Annotated in this window: 17 protein-coding genes; 9 read left to right on the forward strand and 8 right to left on the reverse strand. The window is 68.6% G+C overall.

All coding sequences use genetic code 11. The features are described from left to right. Positions 1-31: 31 nt before the first annotated feature. Genes M1L58_RS22285 through M1L58_RS22295 form a run of 3 tightly spaced genes read right to left on the reverse strand, consistent with a single transcriptional unit; the run spans position 32 to position 1,957 of the window. A complete protein-coding gene (locus M1L58_RS22285; protein WP_248660515.1) occupies positions 32-634 on the reverse strand; it encodes an energy-coupling factor transporter transmembrane component T family protein in 603 nt (200 codons plus the stop codon). Continuing rightward, on the reverse strand, positions 631-1,305 hold the full coding sequence (locus tag M1L58_RS22290; RefSeq protein WP_248660516.1) for an energy-coupling factor ABC transporter ATP-binding protein: 675 nt from the start codon (positions 1,303-1,305) through the stop codon (positions 631-633). The genes M1L58_RS22285 and M1L58_RS22290 overlap by 4 nt, the downstream gene beginning before the upstream one ends. 25 nt (positions 1,306-1,330) lie before the next feature. Then, a complete protein-coding gene (locus M1L58_RS22295; RefSeq protein WP_040535643.1) occupies positions 1,331-1,957 on the reverse strand; it encodes a biotin transporter BioY in 627 nt (208 codons plus the stop codon). A 49-nt stretch (positions 1,958-2,006) separates the two neighbouring features. Here M1L58_RS22295 and guaA point away from each other — a divergent pair, with 49 nt between their 5' ends. Next, positions 2,007-3,599 (forward strand): glutamine-hydrolyzing GMP synthase, encoded by a 1,593-nt coding sequence (gene guaA, locus M1L58_RS22300; protein WP_248660517.1) that lies wholly within the window; start codon positions 2,007-2,009, stop codon positions 3,597-3,599. 61 nt (positions 3,600-3,660) lie between these two features. Here guaA and M1L58_RS22305 read toward each other — a convergent pair whose 3' ends face one another. Both M1L58_RS22305 and M1L58_RS22310 read right to left on the reverse strand, forming a co-directional pair. After that, the gene (locus M1L58_RS22305) at positions 3,661-3,891 is read right to left on the reverse strand and encodes a hypothetical protein (RefSeq protein ID WP_006865981.1); all 231 of its coding nucleotides are present in this window, start codon (positions 3,889-3,891) and stop codon (positions 3,661-3,663) included. Further along, the gene (locus M1L58_RS22310; RefSeq protein WP_248660518.1) at positions 3,888-5,375 is read right to left on the reverse strand and encodes a PspC domain-containing protein; all 1,488 of its coding nucleotides are present in this window, start codon (positions 5,373-5,375) and stop codon (positions 3,888-3,890) included. The genes M1L58_RS22305 and M1L58_RS22310 overlap by 4 nt, the downstream gene beginning before the upstream one ends. 152 nt (positions 5,376-5,527) lie before the next feature. Here M1L58_RS22310 and M1L58_RS22315 point away from each other — a divergent pair, with 152 nt between their 5' ends. Further along, positions 5,528-6,796 (forward strand): PspC domain-containing protein, encoded by a 1,269-nt coding sequence (locus M1L58_RS22315; RefSeq protein ID WP_248660519.1) that lies wholly within the window; start codon positions 5,528-5,530, stop codon positions 6,794-6,796. Further along, positions 6,793-7,512 carry a LuxR C-terminal-related transcriptional regulator gene (locus M1L58_RS22320; protein ID WP_006865978.1) on the forward strand — a complete coding sequence of 240 codons (720 nt, stop codon included), beginning with the start codon at positions 6,793-6,795 and terminating at the stop codon, positions 7,510-7,512. Before M1L58_RS22315 ends, M1L58_RS22320 begins: the two co-directional genes overlap by 4 nt. A 92-nt stretch (positions 7,513-7,604) precedes the next feature. Here M1L58_RS22320 and M1L58_RS22325 read toward each other — a convergent pair whose 3' ends face one another. Further along, complete coding sequence (locus M1L58_RS22325) at positions 7,605-8,864, reverse strand: serine/threonine-protein kinase (RefSeq protein WP_248660520.1); 1,260 nt, start codon at positions 8,862-8,864, stop codon at positions 7,605-7,607. A gap of 78 nt (positions 8,865-8,942) precedes the next feature. Between M1L58_RS22325 and M1L58_RS22330 the strand changes: the two genes are divergently transcribed. The 4 genes from M1L58_RS22330 to M1L58_RS23545 all read left to right on the forward strand — a co-directional run bounded on the left by M1L58_RS22330 (position 8,943) and on the right by M1L58_RS23545 (position 14,169). Continuing rightward, positions 8,943-9,974, forward strand: a complete 1,032-nt coding sequence (locus M1L58_RS22330) for an Rv2578c family radical SAM protein (RefSeq protein WP_006865976.1) — start codon at positions 8,943-8,945, stop codon at positions 9,972-9,974. Between the two features lie 464 nt (positions 9,975-10,438). Further along, the gene (locus tag M1L58_RS22335) at positions 10,439-11,227 is read left to right on the forward strand and encodes a hypothetical protein (protein ID WP_248660521.1); all 789 of its coding nucleotides are present in this window, start codon (positions 10,439-10,441) and stop codon (positions 11,225-11,227) included. Continuing rightward, positions 11,227-12,876, forward strand: coding sequence for a DNA polymerase Y family protein (locus M1L58_RS22340; RefSeq protein ID WP_248660522.1), 1,650 nt, complete (start codon positions 11,227-11,229; stop codon positions 12,874-12,876). The genes M1L58_RS22335 and M1L58_RS22340 overlap by 1 nt, the downstream gene beginning before the upstream one ends. A gap of 408 nt (positions 12,877-13,284) precedes the next feature. After that, positions 13,285-14,169, forward strand: a complete 885-nt coding sequence (locus M1L58_RS23545) for a UPF0158 family protein (RefSeq protein WP_248660523.1) — start codon at positions 13,285-13,287, stop codon at positions 14,167-14,169. 3 nt (positions 14,170-14,172) lie between these two features. Here the strand turns inward: M1L58_RS23545 and M1L58_RS22350 are convergent, their stop codons facing one another. Both M1L58_RS22350 and M1L58_RS22355 read right to left on the reverse strand, forming a co-directional pair. Further along, positions 14,173-15,258: an alanine racemase gene (locus M1L58_RS22350; RefSeq protein WP_006865972.1), complete on the reverse strand. Its 1,086-nt coding sequence runs from the start codon at positions 15,256-15,258 to the stop codon at positions 14,173-14,175. Beyond that, entirely contained in the window at positions 15,255-17,195 is a 1,941-nt protein-coding gene (locus tag M1L58_RS22355) for an SDR family oxidoreductase (protein WP_248660524.1), read from the reverse strand. The genes M1L58_RS22350 and M1L58_RS22355 overlap by 4 nt, the downstream gene beginning before the upstream one ends. Positions 17,196-17,368: 173 nt before the next feature. On the opposite strand from M1L58_RS22355, the gene M1L58_RS22360 reads away from it, so the two are divergent. Then, on the forward strand, positions 17,369-20,653 hold the full coding sequence (locus M1L58_RS22360; protein WP_248660525.1) for an error-prone DNA polymerase: 3,285 nt from the start codon (positions 17,369-17,371) through the stop codon (positions 20,651-20,653). A 47-nt stretch (positions 20,654-20,700) separates the two neighbouring features. Further along, a partial coding sequence (locus tag M1L58_RS22365) for a DUF167 domain-containing protein (protein WP_248660526.1) occupies positions 20,701-20,922 on the forward strand: 222 nt, incomplete at its 3' end.

Genomic DNA, 20,922 nt, shown 5'->3' on the forward strand with positions numbered 1-20,922 from the left:
ATAGCGCGCTTTTCCCTACGGATCGCGGGGGTCAGTCGAGTCCGCGAGCGGTGAGCGTGTCGGCGAATCCGTCGGCGGTGCGCAACGCGGCCAGTACCACCGGAGCGACGAGGATGCGAGGTCCGGGGCGGAGCCCGCGGGCCTTGCGCGCCTCGTCGACCTCGCGCACCACCTCGACCATCAGTGGGATCGCGCGGATGGTCAGCGCCAACGCGATGGCCATGAGGTCGGTGCGGACGCCGACGTGACGCAGCGGGCTCAGGCCGCGGACGATCGCGTCGAGCATGTCGGTGGTGCGGGTCGTCAGCGTGACGACCGTGGCGAGCGCGACCGACAACGCCAGCAGTCCGCAGACCACCACGGCCCGACGCCAGTCGGTGAAGATGACCTGGAAAACGAAGATGAACAACAACATCCAGAGCAGGGGCCGCAGCTGCTTGGCGGCCTCCCGGGGACCGATGCCGGCCAGTGCGAAGGTCACCGCGACCGCGAGCGCCGCGATCCCCAGTGCGGGCAGCGTCCGCACGGTCAGCGACATCACGAGGATCGCCACGGCCATCGCGACGAATTTGACCCCCGGCGGGAGCCGGTGCAGCAGGGTGTTCCCGGGACGGTAGACGCCGAGGACGTTCACGACATCAGTGTCCGGTAGTAGGCGAGAGCGGGCGAGGGTTCGTCGTCGGCGACCACCCGGCCGTCGTCGATGACGATGACGCGGTCGAAGCCGTCGAGGATGTCGAGATCGTGACTGACGACGATGAGTTGCTCGTCGAGCGTCGCGAAGACATCGGTGAGCATGCGGGTGTTGCGGAGGTCGAGGAGTGTGGTCGGCTCGTCGGCGACGATGATCGCGGGGTCGGTCACGAAGATCGACGCCAGCGCGAGAAGTTGCTTCTGCCCGCCGGACAGGCGTTGCGCGGGATGGTCGGCGTGCTCGCCCAGTCCGAACCGGTCGAGCACCTCGAGGGCCCGGGCCGCGCGCTGCTTCTTGTCGAGGTCGGTGCGCCGCAACGACAGTTCGATGTCCTCGATGACGGTCGGCATGATGATCTGCCGGTCGGGGTCGGAGAAGATGAACCCGACGCGGCGTCGGACCTCACGTTTGTTGCGGGACACGTCGAGACCGTCGACGGTCACCGTGCCCGACGCGGGCACGACGAGCGCGTTGATCATCCGCGCCAGCGTCGACTTCCCGCTGCCGTTGGCCCCGACGATGCCGATGCGGTTCTCGGTGAGGTCCAACGAGACATCGCGCAGCACGACCCGGTCGTCGTAGGCGTGCGAGACGTTCGTGAACTCGATCATCGAAGCGGGGCGATCGCGGAGCGGCTCAGCTGCCGGCGACGGTGCGCCGGGACAGTCGGAGCGGCTCGATCAGGCCGGGTCGGCCGCGGTGGATCTGCGCGGCGACCAGCGCGCCGACGACGACCTTGAGAACGTCGCCGATGATGAACGGGCCGTTCGACGTGATCGCCGCCCACACCGTCAGGTCCGTGCGCAGGACCAGTCCGATCACCCCGAACAGGTAGAGGACGAACATCCCACCCAGAGCGTTGATCCCGATGCCCCAGAGCACGCGGTAGCGCGGCTTGTCGCCGACGGACATCATCGCCGCGGTGAGCACGCCGATCACAATGACCGCGGGCAGGAAGCCGACGAAGTAGCCGGCGGTCGGGGAGGCCAGCGCGGTCAGGCCGCTGCGTCCGCCCGACAGGATCGGGAGTCCGGCGATGGCCAGCACCATGAAGATGACGACCGCGAGGGTGCCCTTCTTGGGCCCCAGGACGGCTCCCGCCAGGATCACACCCAGGGTCTGGAACGTGATCGGCACGCCGCTGGTGCCGATGTTGATGGTCCCGGGCAGGCCGAGCGCGGCGATCAACGCGGCGAAAACGGCGGCCTGGGTGAGATCGCCGATGCTCAGCGACCATGCGGAGGTGCGGGGAGATGCAGTCATGTCGGTGTCGAAGTATTTCACGTCGTGGTCGACCACTAGACTCGACCGGGTGACAGACTCTTCTGCTGAGGATTTCCTCGAGGGCCCGCGGCCCGTTCTCGTCGTCGACTTCGGAGCGCAGTACGCGCAGCTGATCGCACGAAGAGTGCGTGAGGCCCGGATCTACTCCGAGGTGATCTCCCACGACGCGCCGCTGGCGAAGATCCAGGAGAAGAACCCGGTCGCGATCATCCTCTCGGGCGGACCGGCGTCGGTGTACGCCGAGGACGCCCCCGAACTCGATCCCGCCGTGTTCGACCTGGACGTCCCGGTCTTCGGCATCTGCTACGGCTTCCAGGCGATGGCCGCGAAGCTGGGTGGCGAGGTCGCCAACACCGGTGGTCGCGAGTTCGGCCGCACCACCCTGACGGTGAACGGCGAGGGCATCCTGCACCAGGGCCTCTCCGACACCCAGCCGGTGTGGATGAGCCACAACGACGCGGTGCAGCAGGCCCCGGAGGGCTTCACCGTCACCGGTTCGACGCCGGGCGCCCCTGTCGCGTCGTTCGAGAACCTCAAGCGCCGCATGGCCGGCGTCCAGTACCACCCCGAGGTGCTGCACACCCCGCACGGCCAGCAGATCCTCACCCGCTTCCTCTACGAGGTCGCCGGGCTGGAGGCCACCTGGACCGCGGCGAACATCGCCGACGCCCTCATCGATGCGGTCGCCGATCAGATCGGCGACGGCCGGGCGATCTGCGGTCTGTCCGGCGGTGTCGACTCCGCGGTGGCCGCCGCGCTGGTCCAGCGCGCCATCGGCGATCGCCTCACCTGTGTCTTCGTCGACCACGGACTGCTCCGCGCCGGTGAGCGCGAACAGGTCCAGCACGACTTCGTCGGTGCGACCGGCGCCAAGCTGGTCACCGTCGACGCCGCCGACAAGTTCCTGAAGGAACTGTCCGGTGTGAGCGACCCGGAGACCAAGCGCAAGATCATCGGCCGCGAGTTCATCCGCTCCTTCGAGGGTGCGGTGAGCGAGGTCCTCGGCGAGGAGGCCGAGGCAGGGGAGAAGGTCGACTTCCTGGTCCAGGGCACCCTGTACCCCGATGTCGTGGAATCCGGTGGCGGCAGCGGCACCGCGAACATCAAGAGCCACCACAATGTCGGCGGCCTGCCCGACGACCTCGAGTTCAGCCTCGTCGAGCCCCTGCGCCTGCTGTTCAAGGACGAGGTCCGCGCCGTCGGCCGTGAACTCGGGTTGCCCGAGGAGATCGTCGCACGCCAGCCGTTCCCGGGCCCGGGTCTCGCGATCCGCATCGTCGGCGAGGTGACCGCCGATCGTCTGGAGATGCTGCGCAAGGCCGATCTCATCGCCCGTGAGGAGCTGACCGCCGCCGGTCTCGACGCCCAGATCTGGCAGTGCCCGGTGGTGCTTCTCGCCGACGTCCGAAGCGTCGGAGTCCAGGGCGATGGCCGCACCTACGGACACCCGATCGTGCTGCGTCCCGTCTCGAGCGAGGACGCGATGACCGCCGACTGGACCCGCGTGCCCTACGAGGTCCTCGAGGTCATCTCGACGCGCATCACCAACGAGGTCCCCGACGTCAACCGCGTCATCCTCGACGTGACGAGCAAGCCGCCGGGCACCATCGAGTGGGAATGACCGAACACGATCAGGCCGGCGTGGACATCACGCCGGCCTGATCGCATTCACCCCTCGTCCCTCATCCCCGGCTACGTGTTCCGGAGATGATCAGGATCAGGCCGATGAGCAGTCCGATGCCGACGGCCGCCCAGCCGAGGTTCGCCGCGTCGGGCAGTGCCGGGCCGCCGGCGAGTCCCCACCCCGCGACGGCCAGGGCCGCGATGCCCACGACCCCCAACCCCGGTGCGCGGTGGGTCGATTCGGTGTGGTCGTCAGCCATGTTCGGGCCGCTGTCGAGTTGCTCGTTCATCGGATGACCCGAACCTCTCCCATGCCGGTGTGTGCGTCGATCTCGAGGACTGGTCCGTCCGTGCCGTCACGGCCACCGTCGAGTCCGGCGGGACAGTCGATGTCGCCGATGCCGGTGTCGCAGGTGACGCGGACGTTCATGTTCTCGGGCAGCGCGACCTCGATGACGCCCATCCCGTTGCGCAGTTCCACGCGTCGGTCGGCGGTGAGGTCGATCTCCCGTAGGTCGAGGGTCATCTCGCCCATCCCGAGGGTGTACTCGGGTTGGATGTCGTTCTCGCTCAGCGGCTTCCAGTTCCGGTCGCCGGCCCCGCCGGTGGGCAGGGTGACACCGGAGACCGTGGTGGTCACGATGGTCGCGACACCCAGCAGGATGGCGACCGGCAACAGGCCGGTGCTGTGCTCACCGGTGCGCCGACGCAGCGTCGCGGCCAGCACGAGGCCGGCACCGACGACCGCCAGACACAGGGACAGGATGCGCGGCACGGTGAACCAGTCGACCCCCGCCTGATGCAGGGCGGTCCCGATCGCTCCGACGATGACCGCCAGCCCGAGGACGATCAGCGTCAACGGTGACCGGCGACGCCGCTGCTCGACCGGCTTCGCCGGTGTGGCGGGTTCGGGCAGATCCCAGGCGAACGGGGCCACACCCAGCGGATCCCAGGAGGGCGGGGAGGTGTCGACGTCGTCGGAGGCGGGCACCGGTGTCGGCAGGGGCGACCAGCGCTGCGTCCCGTCCGATGCGGTGTCGACGTCGCTCTTGGTCATCGAGATCTCCTCTGTCGGCGCGGGGTTCGCAGTTGACTCCGTGGTCGGGTTCTCGGTCGTTGCCGGAACCCGTTGTGTTCCGGTGTCGGCCGCAGATTTCTGCAGGTTCACGTTCGGTGCGCTCGTGGAGGTGGGCGTGTTCGCCGGGGCGCCGGTGATCCCGGTGCCGGCCATGGCGCGCGGGACCCAGCGTTCGAACTGTCCCGCCGTCGGCGGCGGCACGACGACGTCGGTGACGGCGACGGTGTCGATGCTGGTACCGGGCGGGGGAGTCGGGGTGCGCAGGTGGAGCAGGTACCACCCGCCCAACATGAGGATCGCGCCGACCAGTCCGCCCGACCCCCAGGTGCGGTTCGGGCCGACCGAGGTGACGATGACGATCGCGAGGACCGCCAGCACGATGAACTGGGGATTGCCCCACGGAGGTCCGTGGCGTCGGTGACCGCGGTGCCCGGCGTTTGCGGCCCTCACCGCCTCGGCGTGGGCGCGCTGCCGGCCCGGGAACGCGATCCACGCCGCGAGGTACAGGATGAGCCCGCTGCCGCCGAAGAAGGCGGACACCACGAAGGCGATCTTCACGAGCGTGGGATCGACGCGGTAGCGGGCGGCGATGCCGCTGCACACGCCGGCGATGGTCCGGTTCTCCGGACGGTAGGGGCGTGTCGACCACATCTCCCTGATCTGACTCTGGAACTCCTTGGTGTCCATGGCGATCATCGTGCTCTGCCGGGCACCCGCCGCACATCGGGTGATCCCCTGATTTCCGCCCAGGGTTGATCGGGGATGCGACCCTCGACCCCGAGATCGCGGGCACAGAAACAGGGGTGAACCCCGATGTCCGGATTCCTCGCCCGTGGGAACATCGAGGAGTGAGTGGAACGGAGGTGGAGCCTGCCCCGCGGCTGGTACGACGGGACGGCGGCCGGGTGGTCGCCGGAGTCGCCGGCGGCATAGCCGACCATCTGGGGGTCGACGTCTTCCGCGTCCGGATCGTGTTCGTGGTGCTCGCCGCGCTCGCCGGCGCAGGGGTCGCCGCCTACGGTCTGCTCTGGTTCTTCTGCCCGCCCGGCAAGGACACCGCACCGCCCGCACCGGGCGAGCGTAGGCAGTCACTCGGACTCGCGGTGATCGGGCTCGTGGCGATGTCGGTCGTCGGCTTCGCCGCGTCGGGCACGCCCGCGGAGTATCTGGTTCCGTTCGTTTTCATCGCCATCGGCGCGAGCCTCGTGTGGCGCGAGTTCGACACCTCACATCGTGCGCCGCGCGCTCCGCTGCTGACCTGGACACGGTTGATCGGCGGTGTGCTGCTGGTGGTCGGCGGGCTCGTGGTGATCGTCCTCGCCGGCGACCGCAGTTTCGGCGGACTCAACTCGACGATCCTCGCGGTGGTGGCGACCCTGATCGGTGTCGTACTCCTCACCGTGCCGCTGTGGATGCGGATGTGGCGGGCCCTCAACGAGGAACGTGCCGCACGCATCCGCAACGCCGAACGCGAGGAGATCGCCTCGCACCTACACGATTCGGTGCTGCAGACCCTCGCTCTCATCCAGAAGAAGGCACATCGCCCGGAGGAGGTCGCGCGCCTCGCCCGCAGTCAGGAACGCGAGCTGCGTGCGTGGCTGTTCGGCGACCCCGCCCAGGAACGTGGTTCGCTCGCCGCCGCGCTGCGCAGCGTCGGCGCGGAGGTCGAGGACGCCTACGGGGTCGACGTCGAGATCATCACCGTCGGCGATCTACGTCCCAGCGACGCGCGCGATGCCAAACGCTGGCCGGCGCTGGCGGGTGCGACCCGTGAGGCGCTGGTGAACGCGGCCAAGCATTCCGGGGAGCGCACCGTCGACGTGTACAGCGAGGTGACCGAGGATCAGGTCGAGGTGTTCGTCCGCGACCGCGGCGTCGGCTTCGATCCGGACGTCATCGACGAGGATCGGCAGGGCATCAGCCGGTCCATCCGGGCGCGGATGGAACGCATGGGTGGCCGTGTGGCGATCACCTCGAACCCCGGACGCGGCACCAACGTCGCGCTCACGATGCCGCGCATCGACGGTGTGTCGGTGGTCGAGGAAGCAGGCGACTCCACGGCATCCCCTGTAGAACAGGCAGAGAACGAATCGACGGACGACCGGAAGGTGAGATGACCCCCGAGCAGACCCCGAACCCGACGGACACGACGACCGACGCCCCGGCGTCGACCTACACCGTGTACCTCGTCGACGACCACGCCGTGTTCCGTTCCGGAGTGCGCGCGGAACTGGCCGACGAGTCGGGACTACGTGTGGTCGGCGAGGCGGGCACCGTGCCGGAGGCGATCGCCGGGATCGTTTCCACCGCACCGGATGTGGTGCTCCTCGACGTCCACATGCCCGCCGGCGGCGGGGTCGCGGTGTTGCGGGGAGTCCTCGACCGGCTCGGCGCCGATGCGGAGAACGCGCCGGTCTTCCTCGCCCTGAGCGTCTCCGACGCCGCCGAGGACGTGATCGCGACGATCCGGGCCGGCGCCCGGGGGTATGTCACCAAGACGATCGACGGCGCCGAACTCGCGGATGCGGTGCGCCGGGTCGCGGAGGGCGACGCGGTGTTCAGCCCTCGGCTGGCCGGGTTCGTGCTCGACTCGTTCACCGGTAAGTCGTCGGCGCCCGAACCGCCGCTGGACCCCGAACTCGACTCCCTCACCCGCCGTGAGCTCGAGGTGTTGCGACTGCTGGCCCGCGGCTACACCTACCGGGAGATCGCCGAGGAACTCTTCATCTCGATCAAGACCGTCGAGACGCACGCGTCGAACGTGCTGCGCAAGACCCAGCAGTCCAACCGGAACGCGCTGACCCGCTGGGCGGCCACGCGCCACATCGGCTGATCCCGCGGGAGCGTTTACCTCCCGCGGGCGCTATCCGGTAAGCGGGAAGGAATCGGCCACGCGTTAGCTGCGGCGCATTCAACTCCAAAGCCCTAGCGCAGCAGCGCGATCGCCAGGACCACGAGCACTGCCAGCACAGCGAAGAACACGAACACCGACACCGCGAGTGCGGTGCTCGAGGTCGCGGAGTTGCGGGTCGGTTCTCCGTAGCCGGGGTTCATCGGCTGACGGTGGGGCGACGACGACTGGGACGTCATCGAATACGGCGGCGTCGACATCAGGGTCGGGGAGTGGTGCTCCTGGCGGGTGTGTGGGATGTCGCGTGAGCCGCGGTCGCCGGCCAGGGTCGGGGCGTAGGGCGGCAGCGTCGCGCCCGCCACCGGGCGGTGAGGCCCTGTGGTCGGCGATCGGTTGTTGCGCTGCGCCCACACGGGCGTACCGGCGCCGGGGCGGGTGATGAGTCCGGTGAGTACCTGGTCCTTGGTGCCGCGCGAACCCGCCGCGAACGCGGTGAGCGCATCGCGTGCCTCGGCCATCGTCGGCCGCTTCGTCGGGCTCGGTTCCAGCAGGCGCAACAGGACCGGTTCGAGGTCGCCGGCCTTGGTCATCGGATTGATCCGCGCACGAGCGACCTTGTGCAGCAAGGCGATCGAGTTGTCATCGACGCCGAACGGCGGCTGACCTTCGACCATCGTGTAGATCGTGGCGCCCAGCGAGTAGACGTCGGAGGCCTCCATCGGCTCCGCGCCGCGAGCCACCTCGGGCGCGAAATAGGCTGGGGTGCCGGTGATCACGCCGGTTTGGGTGAGGGTGACGTCGTCCTTGGCCCGCGAGATACCGAAGTCGGTGATCTTGACGAGCCCGGCGTTGCGGCCGCCCTCGGCGATCAGGATGTTGCCCGGCTTGATGTCGCGGTGCACGATCCCGGCAGCGTGGGCCTCGACCATCGCGTCGGCTACCTGCGCGCCGATCTGGGCCGCTTCCCTCGGCTCGAGTGTTGTTACGGCGTGCAGGATCTGGGCGACGCTGCGCGACGGCAGGTATTCCATCACCAGCCACGGCTCGCCGCGGTCGAGGGCGACGTCGTGCATCGCGATGGCGTTGCGATGGGACAGCTTCGCCGCGATGCGACCCTCGCGCATCGCGCGCTTGCGGACGTTGTCCGCGGAATCCTCGGTGAGGCCCTCGGTGGAGACGACCTGCTTGACGGCCACGTCGCGATCGAGGAGTTGATCGCGGGCCAGCCACACCGTGCCCATGCCGCCGCCGCCGATCCGCGACTTCAGGCGGTATCGGCCGGCCACCAGGTACTGGGGACCTGGGGCATGATGGGTTCCGACGGACGGTGGCATACGGCGATGATAGCCGCGAGGGCTCGTCGGCGGGCACCGCGCTTGACAGTGTGATCGCACATGTGTTCGACTCGCTCTATGCGATGGTCCGAGCAGGCGGTCGAGGTCGACGACGGGGCGCTCCCCGGGCTGAGCCGCTCCGGCCTGGTGCGGTCGGTGCGAACACCCGACTTCGAGGGTGTCACCTTCCACGAGGTGCTCGCGAAGAGTGCTCTCAATCGTGTCCCGGAAGCGTCTCATCTCCCGTTCCAGTTCACCGTCAACACTTTTCGCGGATGCACTCACGCGTGCCGCTATTGTTTCGCCCGGCCGACGCACGAATACCTCGACCTCGATGCAGGCAAGGACTTCGACTCCCAGGTGGTCGTGAAGCTGAACGTGGCCGCGGTGCTGCGCAAGGAGCTCAAGCGTCGCTCGTGGACGCGGGAGACCGTCGCGCTGGGCACCAACACCGACCCGTATCAGCGCGCGGAGGGCCGGTACAAGCTCATGCCGGGGGTGATCTCCGCGCTCGCGGAGTCCCGGACGCCGTTCTCGATCCTCACCAAGGGGACGCTGATCCGGCGCGATCTGCCTCTGCTGCGGCAGGCGGCGGGCCAGGTCCCGGTGAGCATCGGCATCTCGTTGGCCATCATCGATTCGGATCTGCAGAAGAAGATCGAACCCGGCACCCCGTCGCCGCAGGCCAGACTGTCGTTGATCCGCGATCTCGCCGATGCCGGCCTGGCGCCGCACGTGATGGTCGCACCGGTCATCCCGTACCTGACGGATGCGAAATCGCATCTCGACGAGCTGCTCGGGGCTCTCGCCGACGCGGGGGCATCGGGTGTGACCGCGTTCCCCATGCACCTGCGGTCCTCGACCAAACCGTGGTTCCTGGAGTGGCTGGCCGAGGAACACCCCGCCCTGATCCGTAGGTATCGCGGACTCTACGGGCGCGGTGCCTACGTGACGCCGGAGTACTCGTCGTGGCTGCGGGAGCGGATGCAGCCCTTGGTGCAGCAGCATGGGCTGGCGGGCTCCGGTGGTCTGCGGCAGTCCGGCTCGGACGCGGGATCGCCCGGGTCGGTGGCCGCACCCGAGCTGCAGCACGCGCTCACCCTGTTCTGACTCTCTGCTGCCTGAGGTGCGAGAGCGAAGCGAGCTGCCCCCGCTGCCTGAGGTGCGAGCGAAGCGAGCTGCCCCCGCTGCCTGAGGTGCGAGCGAAGCGAGCTGCCCCCGCTGCCTGAGGTGCGAGCGAAGCGAGCCACGAAGGCCTGGTGAGATGACGTCACCAGGCCTTCGTGGCTCGTCGCTTGCGCTCCTCTCACCTCAGGCAGCGGGGTTGGTGTTCGCACCTCGGGGTCTGTGGCGAAAGTTGCGCCAGTGCAACGTGTTACACCTGTTCGTGGGTCGCCGATGGGCGTCGGTTGACGCTTGTCGGTGGGTGGTTCTACTCTTTGGTTATCGAAACAATGTTCGAATGATCGGCGGACGAGATCACCCTCTCGGATCATTCCCGCAGCGGTTCGAGGACCAGATGGCGCAGCACCTTCCCGGCTCGCTCGAGTACCACCACGCGACTGGAGAGTGTCATGGATGTGTCGTCCCGTGTCATGGATGTGTCGTCCCGTACGGATGAATTGGCCGGACTCCGCCGACGCATGGCGGCGATGTCCGGACGCCCCGACCGGCCTGTGGTGGAGACCCGCGACCCGGCCGCCGGCGTGCTGCCGATTCCGGAGCCGTTGTCGGAGATATTGCCGCACAACGGGATTCCGCGCGGTACGGTCGCCCGGTTCGACGGCGCCAACTCGTTGCTGGTCGCGATGATCGCGTCGGTCACCCGTGCGGGCGGCCAGGTCGGGATCGTCGGGATGCCCCGGCTGAGCCTGCTCTCGGCGGTGGAGATGGGTGCGGACCTCTCGCGCATCGCCACCATCCCCGACCCCGGCATCGATCCGGTGGAGGTGGCCGCCGTCCTACTCGACGGCATGGACCTGGTGGTGCTCGGCCGTGTGGGGCCGGGTACGGCGGATGCGGTGCCCCCGTCGCGGGCACGCGTGGTGATGGGCCGCGTCCGCAAGCAGTCGTCGGTCCTGCTGGTCGCCGGGGGCACCTGGCCGGGTGCGCAGCTGAACATCGAGGCGCGGGTGCTCACCTACCGGCACAGTCCGTTGTTGTCCGGCGCCACCGACCTCGACTCCGCACGCAGCGGTTACGGCCGCATCGGCGGGATGAGACTGCAGGTCACGGCATCGGGACGCGGCCGGCAGACGCAGAGCACCGAGGTCGATCTCCTGGCGCGAGGTCAGGGGGCCGATCGCTCGGTGGAGATGGTCTCGACGACGAGCACTCGTCCGGTCCTCGCGGTCGCGAACTGATGACACGGCAGGAACCCACCAGGCGGACCCTTGCGCTCTGGTGCCCGGACTGGCCGGCGATGGCGGCGGCCGCCGAGGCCGATCTGCCGCCGCTGCATCCGGTGGCGGTGCTGTCGGCGAATCGGGTGGTGGCCTGCTCGTCCACCGCCCGGGCCGTCGGCGTCCGACGCGGCATGCGCAAACGCCAGGCGCAGGCACTCTGCCCGGAGATGACCGTCGTCGCGGCCGACGAGGTCCGCGACGGTCGGCTGTTCGATCCGGTGGTGGCCGCGGTGGCCGAGGTGATCCCGACCCTCGAGGTGCTCCGGCCCGGTCTGCTGGTGATCCCCGGAGACCGGGCGGCGCGCTACTTCGGCGGCATGGAGGCACTCGCCGAGGCACTCGTCGACATCGTGTCGGCCTGCGGCATCGAATCGCAGGTCGGCATCGCCGACGAGATCTTCACTGCGGTCCTCGCCGCGCGGCGCGGCCATCAGGTGGAGCCGGGCGGGGACCGGGCCTATCTCGCCGACCGGCCCATCGCCGACCTCGCCCTCGAACCGAGCATGAGCGATCCGTCGCGTGCCGAGCTGGTGGATCTGTTGCGGCGCCTGGGGATCGGCACCATCGGCGCATTCGCCGAGATGGACATCGCCGACGTGGCGACCCGTTTCGCCCGGGACGCGGTGCTCGCGCACCGTCTGGCCAACGCGTTGCCGGGTCGAGTGCCGTCGGGCCGCCACCTACCGGCAGAACTGGACGTCGACCACACCTGCGATCCGCCCGTCGACCGCATCGACGCCGCGGCGTTCATCGGCCGTACCCTCGCCGAGAAGCTCCACCGGCGCCTGCGCGACGCCGCCGTTGCCTGCACCCGACTCACCATCGAGGCGACCACCGAACGCGGACAGCAACATTCGCGGACGTGGAACTGTGCGCAGCCGCTGACCCCGGAGACCACCGCGGACCGCATCCGATGGCAGCTGGAGGGCTGGCTGACCGGTGGCCGACGGGGGAACGGACGGGCGAGAGGCCAGGCCAAGGACACCCGCCCCGACTCGCCGATCGTGCGCCTGCGGCTGGAGCCGGTGGAGGTCGTCGAGGCCGGTTCCCTGCACTACCAGCTCTCGGACACCCTCACCGGTGGCTCGGCGGTCGACCCGGACGTCGAAGAACGCGCCCGACGCTCCCTGGTTCGCATCCAAGGCCTGCTGGGGGGTGATGCCGTGCGCATCCCGGTGCTCAGCGGCGGCCGCGGTCCGGCCGAACGAATCACGATGGTGTCCCTCGGTGATGAACGGACACCGCGCCGCGACCCCTCCGCGCCGTGGCCGGGCCACCTGCCGCAACCCACCCCGACCGTGCTGGTGGAGACGGCGATCAGCGTGCTCGACGCACTCGGTCAGCCGGTGCGGGTGACCGAGCGGGGAGCGTTCACCGCCGAACCGGTGACCATCCGGCTGTCGGGGTCGCCGGGTCGCGGGAAAGGTCGAAAGGCGAGCTGGGGACTGTGCTGGTGGGCCGGCCCGTGGCCGGTCGGCATGGAACGGGCATCCGCGGAGGGGGCCACGGAGCTGACCGCCCGGGCACAGGTCCTGCTCGACGACTCACGTGCCCTGCTGCTCTGTTATCGCGGCGGGGAGTGGATCGTCGAAGGGGTCTACGAGTGAACCGGTTTCGTCGGGCTGACGGATCGAGGTCGCGGTGGCACCCTCGGTCGCATGGCACGAACCTGGTTGTCAGTGACAGTGGAACTGCTCGGCGGACGGGGGCAGGAACTATGGCCGTATCCGGGAAGGGTCTTCGCGATCGGGCCATCGCACACCTTCATCGATCTCGCGTTCTCCATCAACACCGCGTTCGCGCGGTGGGACCTCGCGCACCTGTCGATGTTCACTCTTGACGACGGACGTGTGGTCACCGACCTCGAGACGGCTGCTGAGATGACCGGAGGAAGCCACGGTCCGCTCCGGGAGGTGGTGGACATCGACTCGGCCAAGGTGGTCCGGCTCGTGAAGCCCGGAAGCGAGTTCCGGTACGTCTTCGATCTGGGTGACGACTGGACGCATTGCTGTTCGGTGGCCACGCAGAAGGTGGATCCCGTGGAGGTGTTCGGGTTCCGGCCCGACAGCCCACTTCCGAATTGGGGCTGGGGCGACATCCCTGATCAGTACGGGCGTCGATGGGCAGATGAAGACGGTAGAAATCGAGCACCTCGGCGCCCCGGCAGCCCACACCCGATGTTGGCCGCTCTGTGGCCCGAACAGCGTGTGATCAAGGAGGTCGACCTGGCGGAGGTGCGGGCCGCGATCGCTACGTCGGACGCCACCCGCTTTCTCGACGCGGTCGACGGTTGCGAGGTCGACGATGTCCTTCAGCAGATCGGAGCCGGAATCCCCGCGGCGCTCGAGTCGTTACGTGAACGCGTTGAGCCCGTGGCGCTGTCGATCGTCAACAGGCTGACGCGCCGTGGCCTGCCCGGCGACGCCGAACTGGCCGCGGACCTGCTGGCGTGTCTCCGCCGTGAACCACTGCCTGGCCGCGTCGTCCCGGTGGATCTGGAGATGCTGTGCGGTGAGATGGAGACCGATCCGAACCGCTCGGCGGGCGGCTACATCGACCTACAGACGGGCGACGTCTACAACGACGAGTTGATGGATCCGGACATGGTCGGGGAGGGCAACAGCGTCGACGTAGAAGATGACCCAGATCGCTGGCTTGCGTTCGAATGCATCGGATCTCCCGATGCTTGGCAGGACATGGCGGACTTCACCGAACGGCAGAGCGATCCGCAGTTGCGGGTCCAGTTAGAGCGGGCGATCGAAGGTCGTGGTGCCTTTCGTCGGTTCCGTGACCTCGTACACGAATTGGATCTGCATACACAGTGGTACGCATTTTCGACAGACCGCAAGTTCGGGCGTGCGCGAAAGTACCTTGCGTCGAAAGGTGTTCGGGTCGGATGAGAGTCAGCTGTTCCGTCCCCGCGCGATGACCGGCCAGCGGGTGTCCGAGCCGTCGATCGCCACCAGTTCGTCGACGAGGTTGACCGCGTTGCACACGTGATTCGGCACCACGCGGACGAAACTCCCGATACCGGGAATGCGCTCGTCGGACGCCCCGGCCGGGAACTCCACCACCGCATGATGTTCCGACAGCATCACGATGCGGGCGTCGTGATGATCGAGGAGCCGGCCGTACCCGGTGGCCCAGGGGGCGCGGTCGGCGCCGAGGATCTTGCTGCCCGCGTCGAGGACGATCCGGTGGTTGTCACGGCGCACCACGGTCGCGACCGCGGTCAACGAGACGTCGCCGAAGCCGCACGAGCCGATCTCCACCTGCTGTGCGTCGTTGAACGGGTACACGCCGGGCCGGATCTCGGTCAGGACGTTCGCCTGCTCGGCGTCGAGCAGGCCGACCGTCGGGGTCGAGCCGCCACTGCGTATGCGCGGTTCGATTCCGTTGGTGCGCAACCCGTCGGCCGCCGTCGCCAGTGCAGCCAGCTCTTGAGCGGCGGCGTCGCGTCGGGTGTCCCCGAGACCATAGGAGTGGCCCGGGAAGGTGAACACGCCGATCACGTCGAGTCCCTCCGCGGCACCCGCGGCGCTGACCGAACCGGCCAGTTCGGGGGTGACGCCGGTGCGGTGCTGGCCGGAGTCGACCTCGACGAGCACCTGTATGGGCGCCGAACCCACCGCCGACGCGAGATGCCGTGCGCCGGCGAGGGAATCGATCCCCAGTCGGAGGGTGACCCGCTCGGCGAGGGCGCGCAGCCGAGCTGCCTGACCGGCGGTCGGCCACAACGGGTACGCGATGAAGATGTCGGTGCACCCGGTGATCTCCGCGGCGTCGGCGAAGGCCTCGGCCTCGCCGATGGTCGCCACGGTCAGGCCGACCGCGCCGTGCTCGATCTGCAGGCGGGCGATCTCGGCGCACTTGTGGGTCTTGGCGTGCGGCCGCACGTCGACCCCGAGGCTTCGGGCTGCTCCGGCGAGGGTGGCGAGGTTGTGGTCGAGGCGGTCGACGTCGACCTCGAGGTATGGGGTGTCGATCACGCGTCGCGCCCACCCGAACGGCGGGCCCGCCCCATCGCCGCCGCCGACTCACCGAACAGCAGATACTCCTGATGCAGGATGCGGGTGGTCAGATCAGGGGTGAAGCGGTGCCCGATCTCGGCGATCGTCCCGACGACCGAGCTGACCCGCTTGGGCCGGTCGACGATCGCGTGCAACACGCGGGCCGCGGCTTTGTCCACATCCCAGGTGCCGGGCTGGTTCTCGTAGGCCTCGGTGGGTGAGATCATTCGCGTCTTCACCAGCGGCAGACGCACATTGGAGAACGTGACGTGGTCGGAGACGGTCTCGGTGCCGGTGACGTCGCTGAACGCCTCCAACGCCGCCTTCGACGCCGCGTAGGCACCGAAGCGCGGTCCGCGGGACTGCACCGCGATCGAGGTCACGTTGACCACATGTCCCGACCTCCGGGCCACCATGTGCGGCAGGAGTCCGAGGATGAGGTTGACCGCGCCGAAGTAGTTGACCGCCATGACCCGGTGGTAATCGTGCGAGCGCTGCACCGAGTTCACGGTGGCGCGCCGGATGGACCGGCCGGCGTTGTTGACCAGCACGTCGACGTGACCGTGCTCGGCGAGCACCGACTTGACCAGCGCGTTGACCGATTCCTCGTCGGTGATGTCGCACTGGTAGGCCACCGCACGACCCGGTGGGATGCCCTTCTTGCTGGTCGTCGAATTCAATTCGTCTGCGGCGGCATCGAGTTCCTCGGCAGACCGGGCCACGATCATCACATTGGCGCCGCGGGCGACACACATCCGGGCGGTGGCCTTGCCGATACCGCTCGACCCGCCGGTGATCAGGATGTTCTTGCCCACCAGCGGACCCCGGGGGTCACGGCGCCGGTTGCGGGAGCGATCGAGGTGGGCCGACCAGTACTGCCACAGGCCGGGTGCGTACTCGGTGAAGTCGGGAACGCTGATCCCGTGCTCGTGGAGGACGGCGAGGGTGGCGTCGGAGGAGAAGTCCACCGGCAACGACACCGCGTCGAGCAGCGCCGACGGGATACCCTGTTGGGCGGCAAGAAGATTGCGGCCGACGCGAGCGGGTCCCATGGCCGACAGGGCCAGCGCGGGCTCGACCACCGAGTGCGGGATGACGTCGAAACCGCGAGGTGCCCCGAACGCCGGGGCGAGTGCGTTGTACATCTCGGTGGTGGTCAGCGAACGTCGGTCGCCGAGGTGGAACACCAGCCCGCTGCGTTCGGGGTCCACGGCGATGAGCGCGACCATCGCGGCGGCGACGAAGTCGACGGGCACCATGTTGAGCTTCCCGAGGTCGGGCATCGGCAACCGCAACTTCGACGGCAGATGGCCGAGCGCGGTGAGGTGACCGAAGAAGTAGTAGGGGCCGTCGATCTTGTCCATCTCGCCGGTTCGCGAGTCGCCGACCACGATAGAGGGCCGGTACACCCGCCACCGCAGGCCCTCGCGTTCGCGGACGACCCGCTCCGCCTCGAACTTGGTCCGGTGGTACGCCGTCGGAAAGCCCTGGCCGACCTCGAAATCGGTTTCGGTGAACCGGCCGCGGTGATCGCCGGCCACGGCGACCGAGGACACGTGGTGGAACAGGGCGTCGTGGGCGATGGCGAAGTCGGCGACGCGAGAGGTGCCGATGACGTTGGCCGCGCGCTGTGACTCGGCGTCGGCGGCCATGTCGTAGATCGCGGCGAGGTGGACCACGTGGTCGAACTCCGGCAGGTCATGCGCGTCGAGCCCGAGACCCGGGCTGGTCAGATCCCCGACGACCGGGGTCACCCGGCCGGTGGCGCCGAGCTCGTCGAGCAGGGCGTCGAACGCCGATCGGGAGGATTCGCGCACCAGGGCGTGGATGGTCGCGCCTGGGTCGACGGTCAGGAGTCGATCGATGACGCGTCGGCCGATGAATCCGCTGCCTCCGGTGATGAAGTAGCTGGTCATGTAGGGATCCCATCATGTGAGCGGGCGTGAGGCCCACTTGATGTCCTCGTCCCCCTGGATGGGAGTTGGAATCTGTCTGGTACTCAGAGTTGCACTTACCTGTCCCGAGCGCAATGACTTCCAGGTGTGGAATGGAGATGGTCATTCGAAAATCTGTTCGATAGACTGTTCGGGTGGGCTGGGATCAGGGACCACCGACGTGGTCGGAGATGGAGCGGGTGCTCTCCGGTCGCGCGCCCGACGGCGGGCGACCGGGCACGGCCTTCGGGCCCGACGACAGCGACCACGCGATGTTCCCGGGCGACGGCGGCGACAGCCCGGCCTGGTCGCGCAAACGCGGCGCCTACCAGGCGGAGGACATCGCGCGCGGCTCGTCGTCGGTGGCCTATGCCGAACTCCACGCCCACAGCTCGTACAGCTTCCTCGACGGCGCGTCGATGCCGGAGGAACTGGTCGAGGAGGCCGAACGCCTCGGACTCCAGGCACTGGCCGTCACCGATCACGACGGCTTCTACGGCATCGTCCGGTTCGCCGAGGCCGCCCGCGAGTTCGCGATGCCGACCGTTTTCGGTGCCGAGCTGTCGCTGGAACCCGACATCGCCCGGACCGGCCTCAACGATCCGCCGGGAGAACATCTGCTGGTCCTCGCGCGCGACGGGGAGGGTTACCGGCGGTTGTCGCGGACCATCGCCGAGGCGCACATGGTGGCGGGTGAAAAGGGGTTGCTGCGCTACGACCGCGACGCGCTGGCCGGTGCGGGCGACGGACACTGGCTGGTCCTCACCGGTTGCCGGAAGGGTGCGGTCCGGCGTGCGCTGGACCGCGGCGGCGTCCCGGCCGCGGAGATCGCGCTGCGGGAGATGATCGAGACCTACGGCCACGGCAACGTCGTCCTCGAACTCACCGCACAGGGCATGCCCGACGACGACGAACGCAACGGTGTGCTCGCCGGTCTCGCCGCCCGGGTCGGGGTGCCGACGGTTGCGACCACCGGTGCGCACTTCGCCGCACCCCGACGCCGCCGGCTGGCGATGGCGATGGCGGCGGTACGGGCACGCACCGACATCGAGACCATCGCCGGCTGGATGCCGGGTGTCGCCGGCGCACACCTGCGCAGCGGAGACGAGATGGCCCGGTTGATGCCCGCGCACCTCGACGCGATCGACAACGCGGTCGGCATCGCCGCCGACTGCGCCTTCGAGCTCGGTCTGATCGCACCGGAGTTGCCGCCTTTCGACGTGCCGGAGGGGTACACGGAGGCCAGCTGGCTGCGCGAACTCACCATGACCCGCGCCCGGCGTCGATACGGCACACCGGTCGAACATCCGCAGGCCTACCGGCAGATCGAACACGAACTGGCCATCATCGAAACCCTCACGTTCCCCGGCTATTTCCTCGTCGTCGCCGACATCGTCGACTTCTGCAAGGCCGACGGCATCCTGTGTCAGGGCCGGGGGAGTGCCGCCAACTCGGCGGTCTGTTACGCGTTGGGGATCACCAACGTCGACCCGGTCGCCAACAAGCTGCTGTTCGAGCGGTTCCTCGCCCCAGAGCGCGACGGGCCACCCGACATCGACATCGACATCGAGTCCGACCGTCGTGAGGAGGCCATTCAGTACGTCTACCGCCGGTACGGCCGGGATCGCAGCGCCCAGGTGGCCAACGTCATCACCTATCGCGGCCGCTCGGCGATCCGGGACATGGCGCGGGCGCTGGGGTATGCGCCCGGGCAGCAGGACGCCTGGGCCAAGTCCCCGGACACCGCGCCTTCCGACGTGACCGATCTGGCCGGTGAGATCCTGGGCATGCCACGGCATCTGGGCATCCACTCCGGTGGCATGGTGATCTGTGACCGGCCCATCGCCGACGTCTGCCCCACGGAGTGGGCGCGGATGGAGAACCGCAGCGTGCTGCAGTGGGACAAGGACGACTGCGCGGCCATCGGGCTGGTCAAGTTCGACATGCTCGGTCTCGGGATGCTCTCGGCGCTGCACTACGCGATCGATCTGGTCGCCGAGCACAAGGGCATCGAGGTCGATCTCGCCACACTCGACCTCGCCGAACCGGCAGTCTACGAGATGCTGTGCCGCGCCGACTCGGTCGGCGTGTTCCAGGTGGAGTCCCGCGCCCAGATGGCGACCCTGCCGCGGCTGAAACCGCGTTGTTTCTACGACCTGGTCGTCGAGGTGGCGCTGATCCGTCCCGGTCCCATCCAGGGTGGTTCGGTGCATCCCTTCGTCAAGCGACGCAACGGAGACGAGCCGGTCACCGTCGAACACCCGTCGATGCACAAGGCCCTCGAGCGGACGCTGGGGGTGCCGCTGTTCCAGGAACAGTTGATGCAGCTGGCCGTCGACGTCGCGGGCTTCGACGCCTCCGAGGCCGACCAGCTGCGTCGGGCGATGGGCTCCAAACGGTCGCCGGAGAAGATGGAACGCCTGCGCAAACGCTTCTATGCCGGGATGGAAGAGCTCCACGGCATCACCGGGGACGCCGCCGACCGCATCTTCGAGAAGATGGCCGCGTTCGCCAACTTCGGCTTCCCGGAGAGTCATTCGCAGAGTTTCGCCTCGCTGGTCTTCTACTCGTCGTGGTTCAAGCTGCATCACCCGGCCGCGTTCTGCGCGGCGCTGCTGCGGGCCCAACCGATGGGTTTCTACTCGCCGCAGACGCTGGTCGCCGACGCCCGACGGCACGGGGTCGCGGTTCATCGTCCCGACATCAACGCCTCCCTGGCGCACGCGACGCTGGAGAACGAGGGCCTCGATGTGCGGCTGGGGCTCGACGAGGTGCGCGGGGTCGGGGAGGAGGCGGCCCAGCGGATCGTCGACCGGCGCGCCGACGGACCGTACACCGACATCACCGATGTCTCCCGTCGGGCCGCGTTGAGCGCCAAGGAACTCGAGGGTCTCGCCGGGGCCGGGGCATTCGACGGTTTCGGTCTCAGTAGGCGCCAGGCGCTCTGGGAGGCCGGTGCGGCCGCGACCGTCCGCGATGACCAGCTGGAACTCCGCTCGGCGGGTGCCACGCCGACGCTGCCCGGTCTGTCCGACATCGAACTGGCGGCCACCGACGCCTGGGCCACCGGCATCACCCCGAAGTCGTATCCGACGCAGTTCCTGCGCCCTCGGCTCGATGCGATGGGGGTGGTGGCGGCGGACCGGTTGCTGTCGGTGCCCGACGGTGCACGCGTACTGATCGGTGGGGCGGTGACACACCGCCAACGACCTGCAACGGCCTCCGGCGTGACCTTCATCAATCTCGAAGACGAGACCGGAATGGTCAACGTGGTGTGTTCCGTCGGCCTCTGGGCGCGGTACCGTGTACTGGCACAGACCGCACCGGCATTGCTGGTGCGCGGTCGGGTACAAAATGCCGAAGGCGCGGTGACCGTCGTCGCAGATCGTTTGCAGCGCATGGATCTTCGGGTGGGAACCAGATCCAGGGACTGGCAGTAGCCCGTGGGGGGCCTGCCGGAGTGACAAACTACGAATCGGGGAAATCGATGTCGCAGCAGGTCGTGGTGACCGTCAAGCCGAAGAGCAGCAAGGGTCCGCTGGTGGAGGCCGGACCCGACGGAGCCCTCACCATCTACGTTCGCGAACCCGCCACCGAGGGGCGTGCCAACAAGGCGGTCGCCGAGCTGCTCGCCTCACATCTCGGCGTACCCAAGAGCAAAGTCGCGCTCATCGGCGGGGCCACCGCCCGCACCAAGCGGTACCGCGTC

Source organism: Gordonia sp. C13, assembly GCF_023218005.1.
Taxonomy (GTDB): Bacteria; Actinomycetota; Actinomycetes; order Mycobacteriales; family Mycobacteriaceae; genus Gordonia; species Gordonia namibiensis.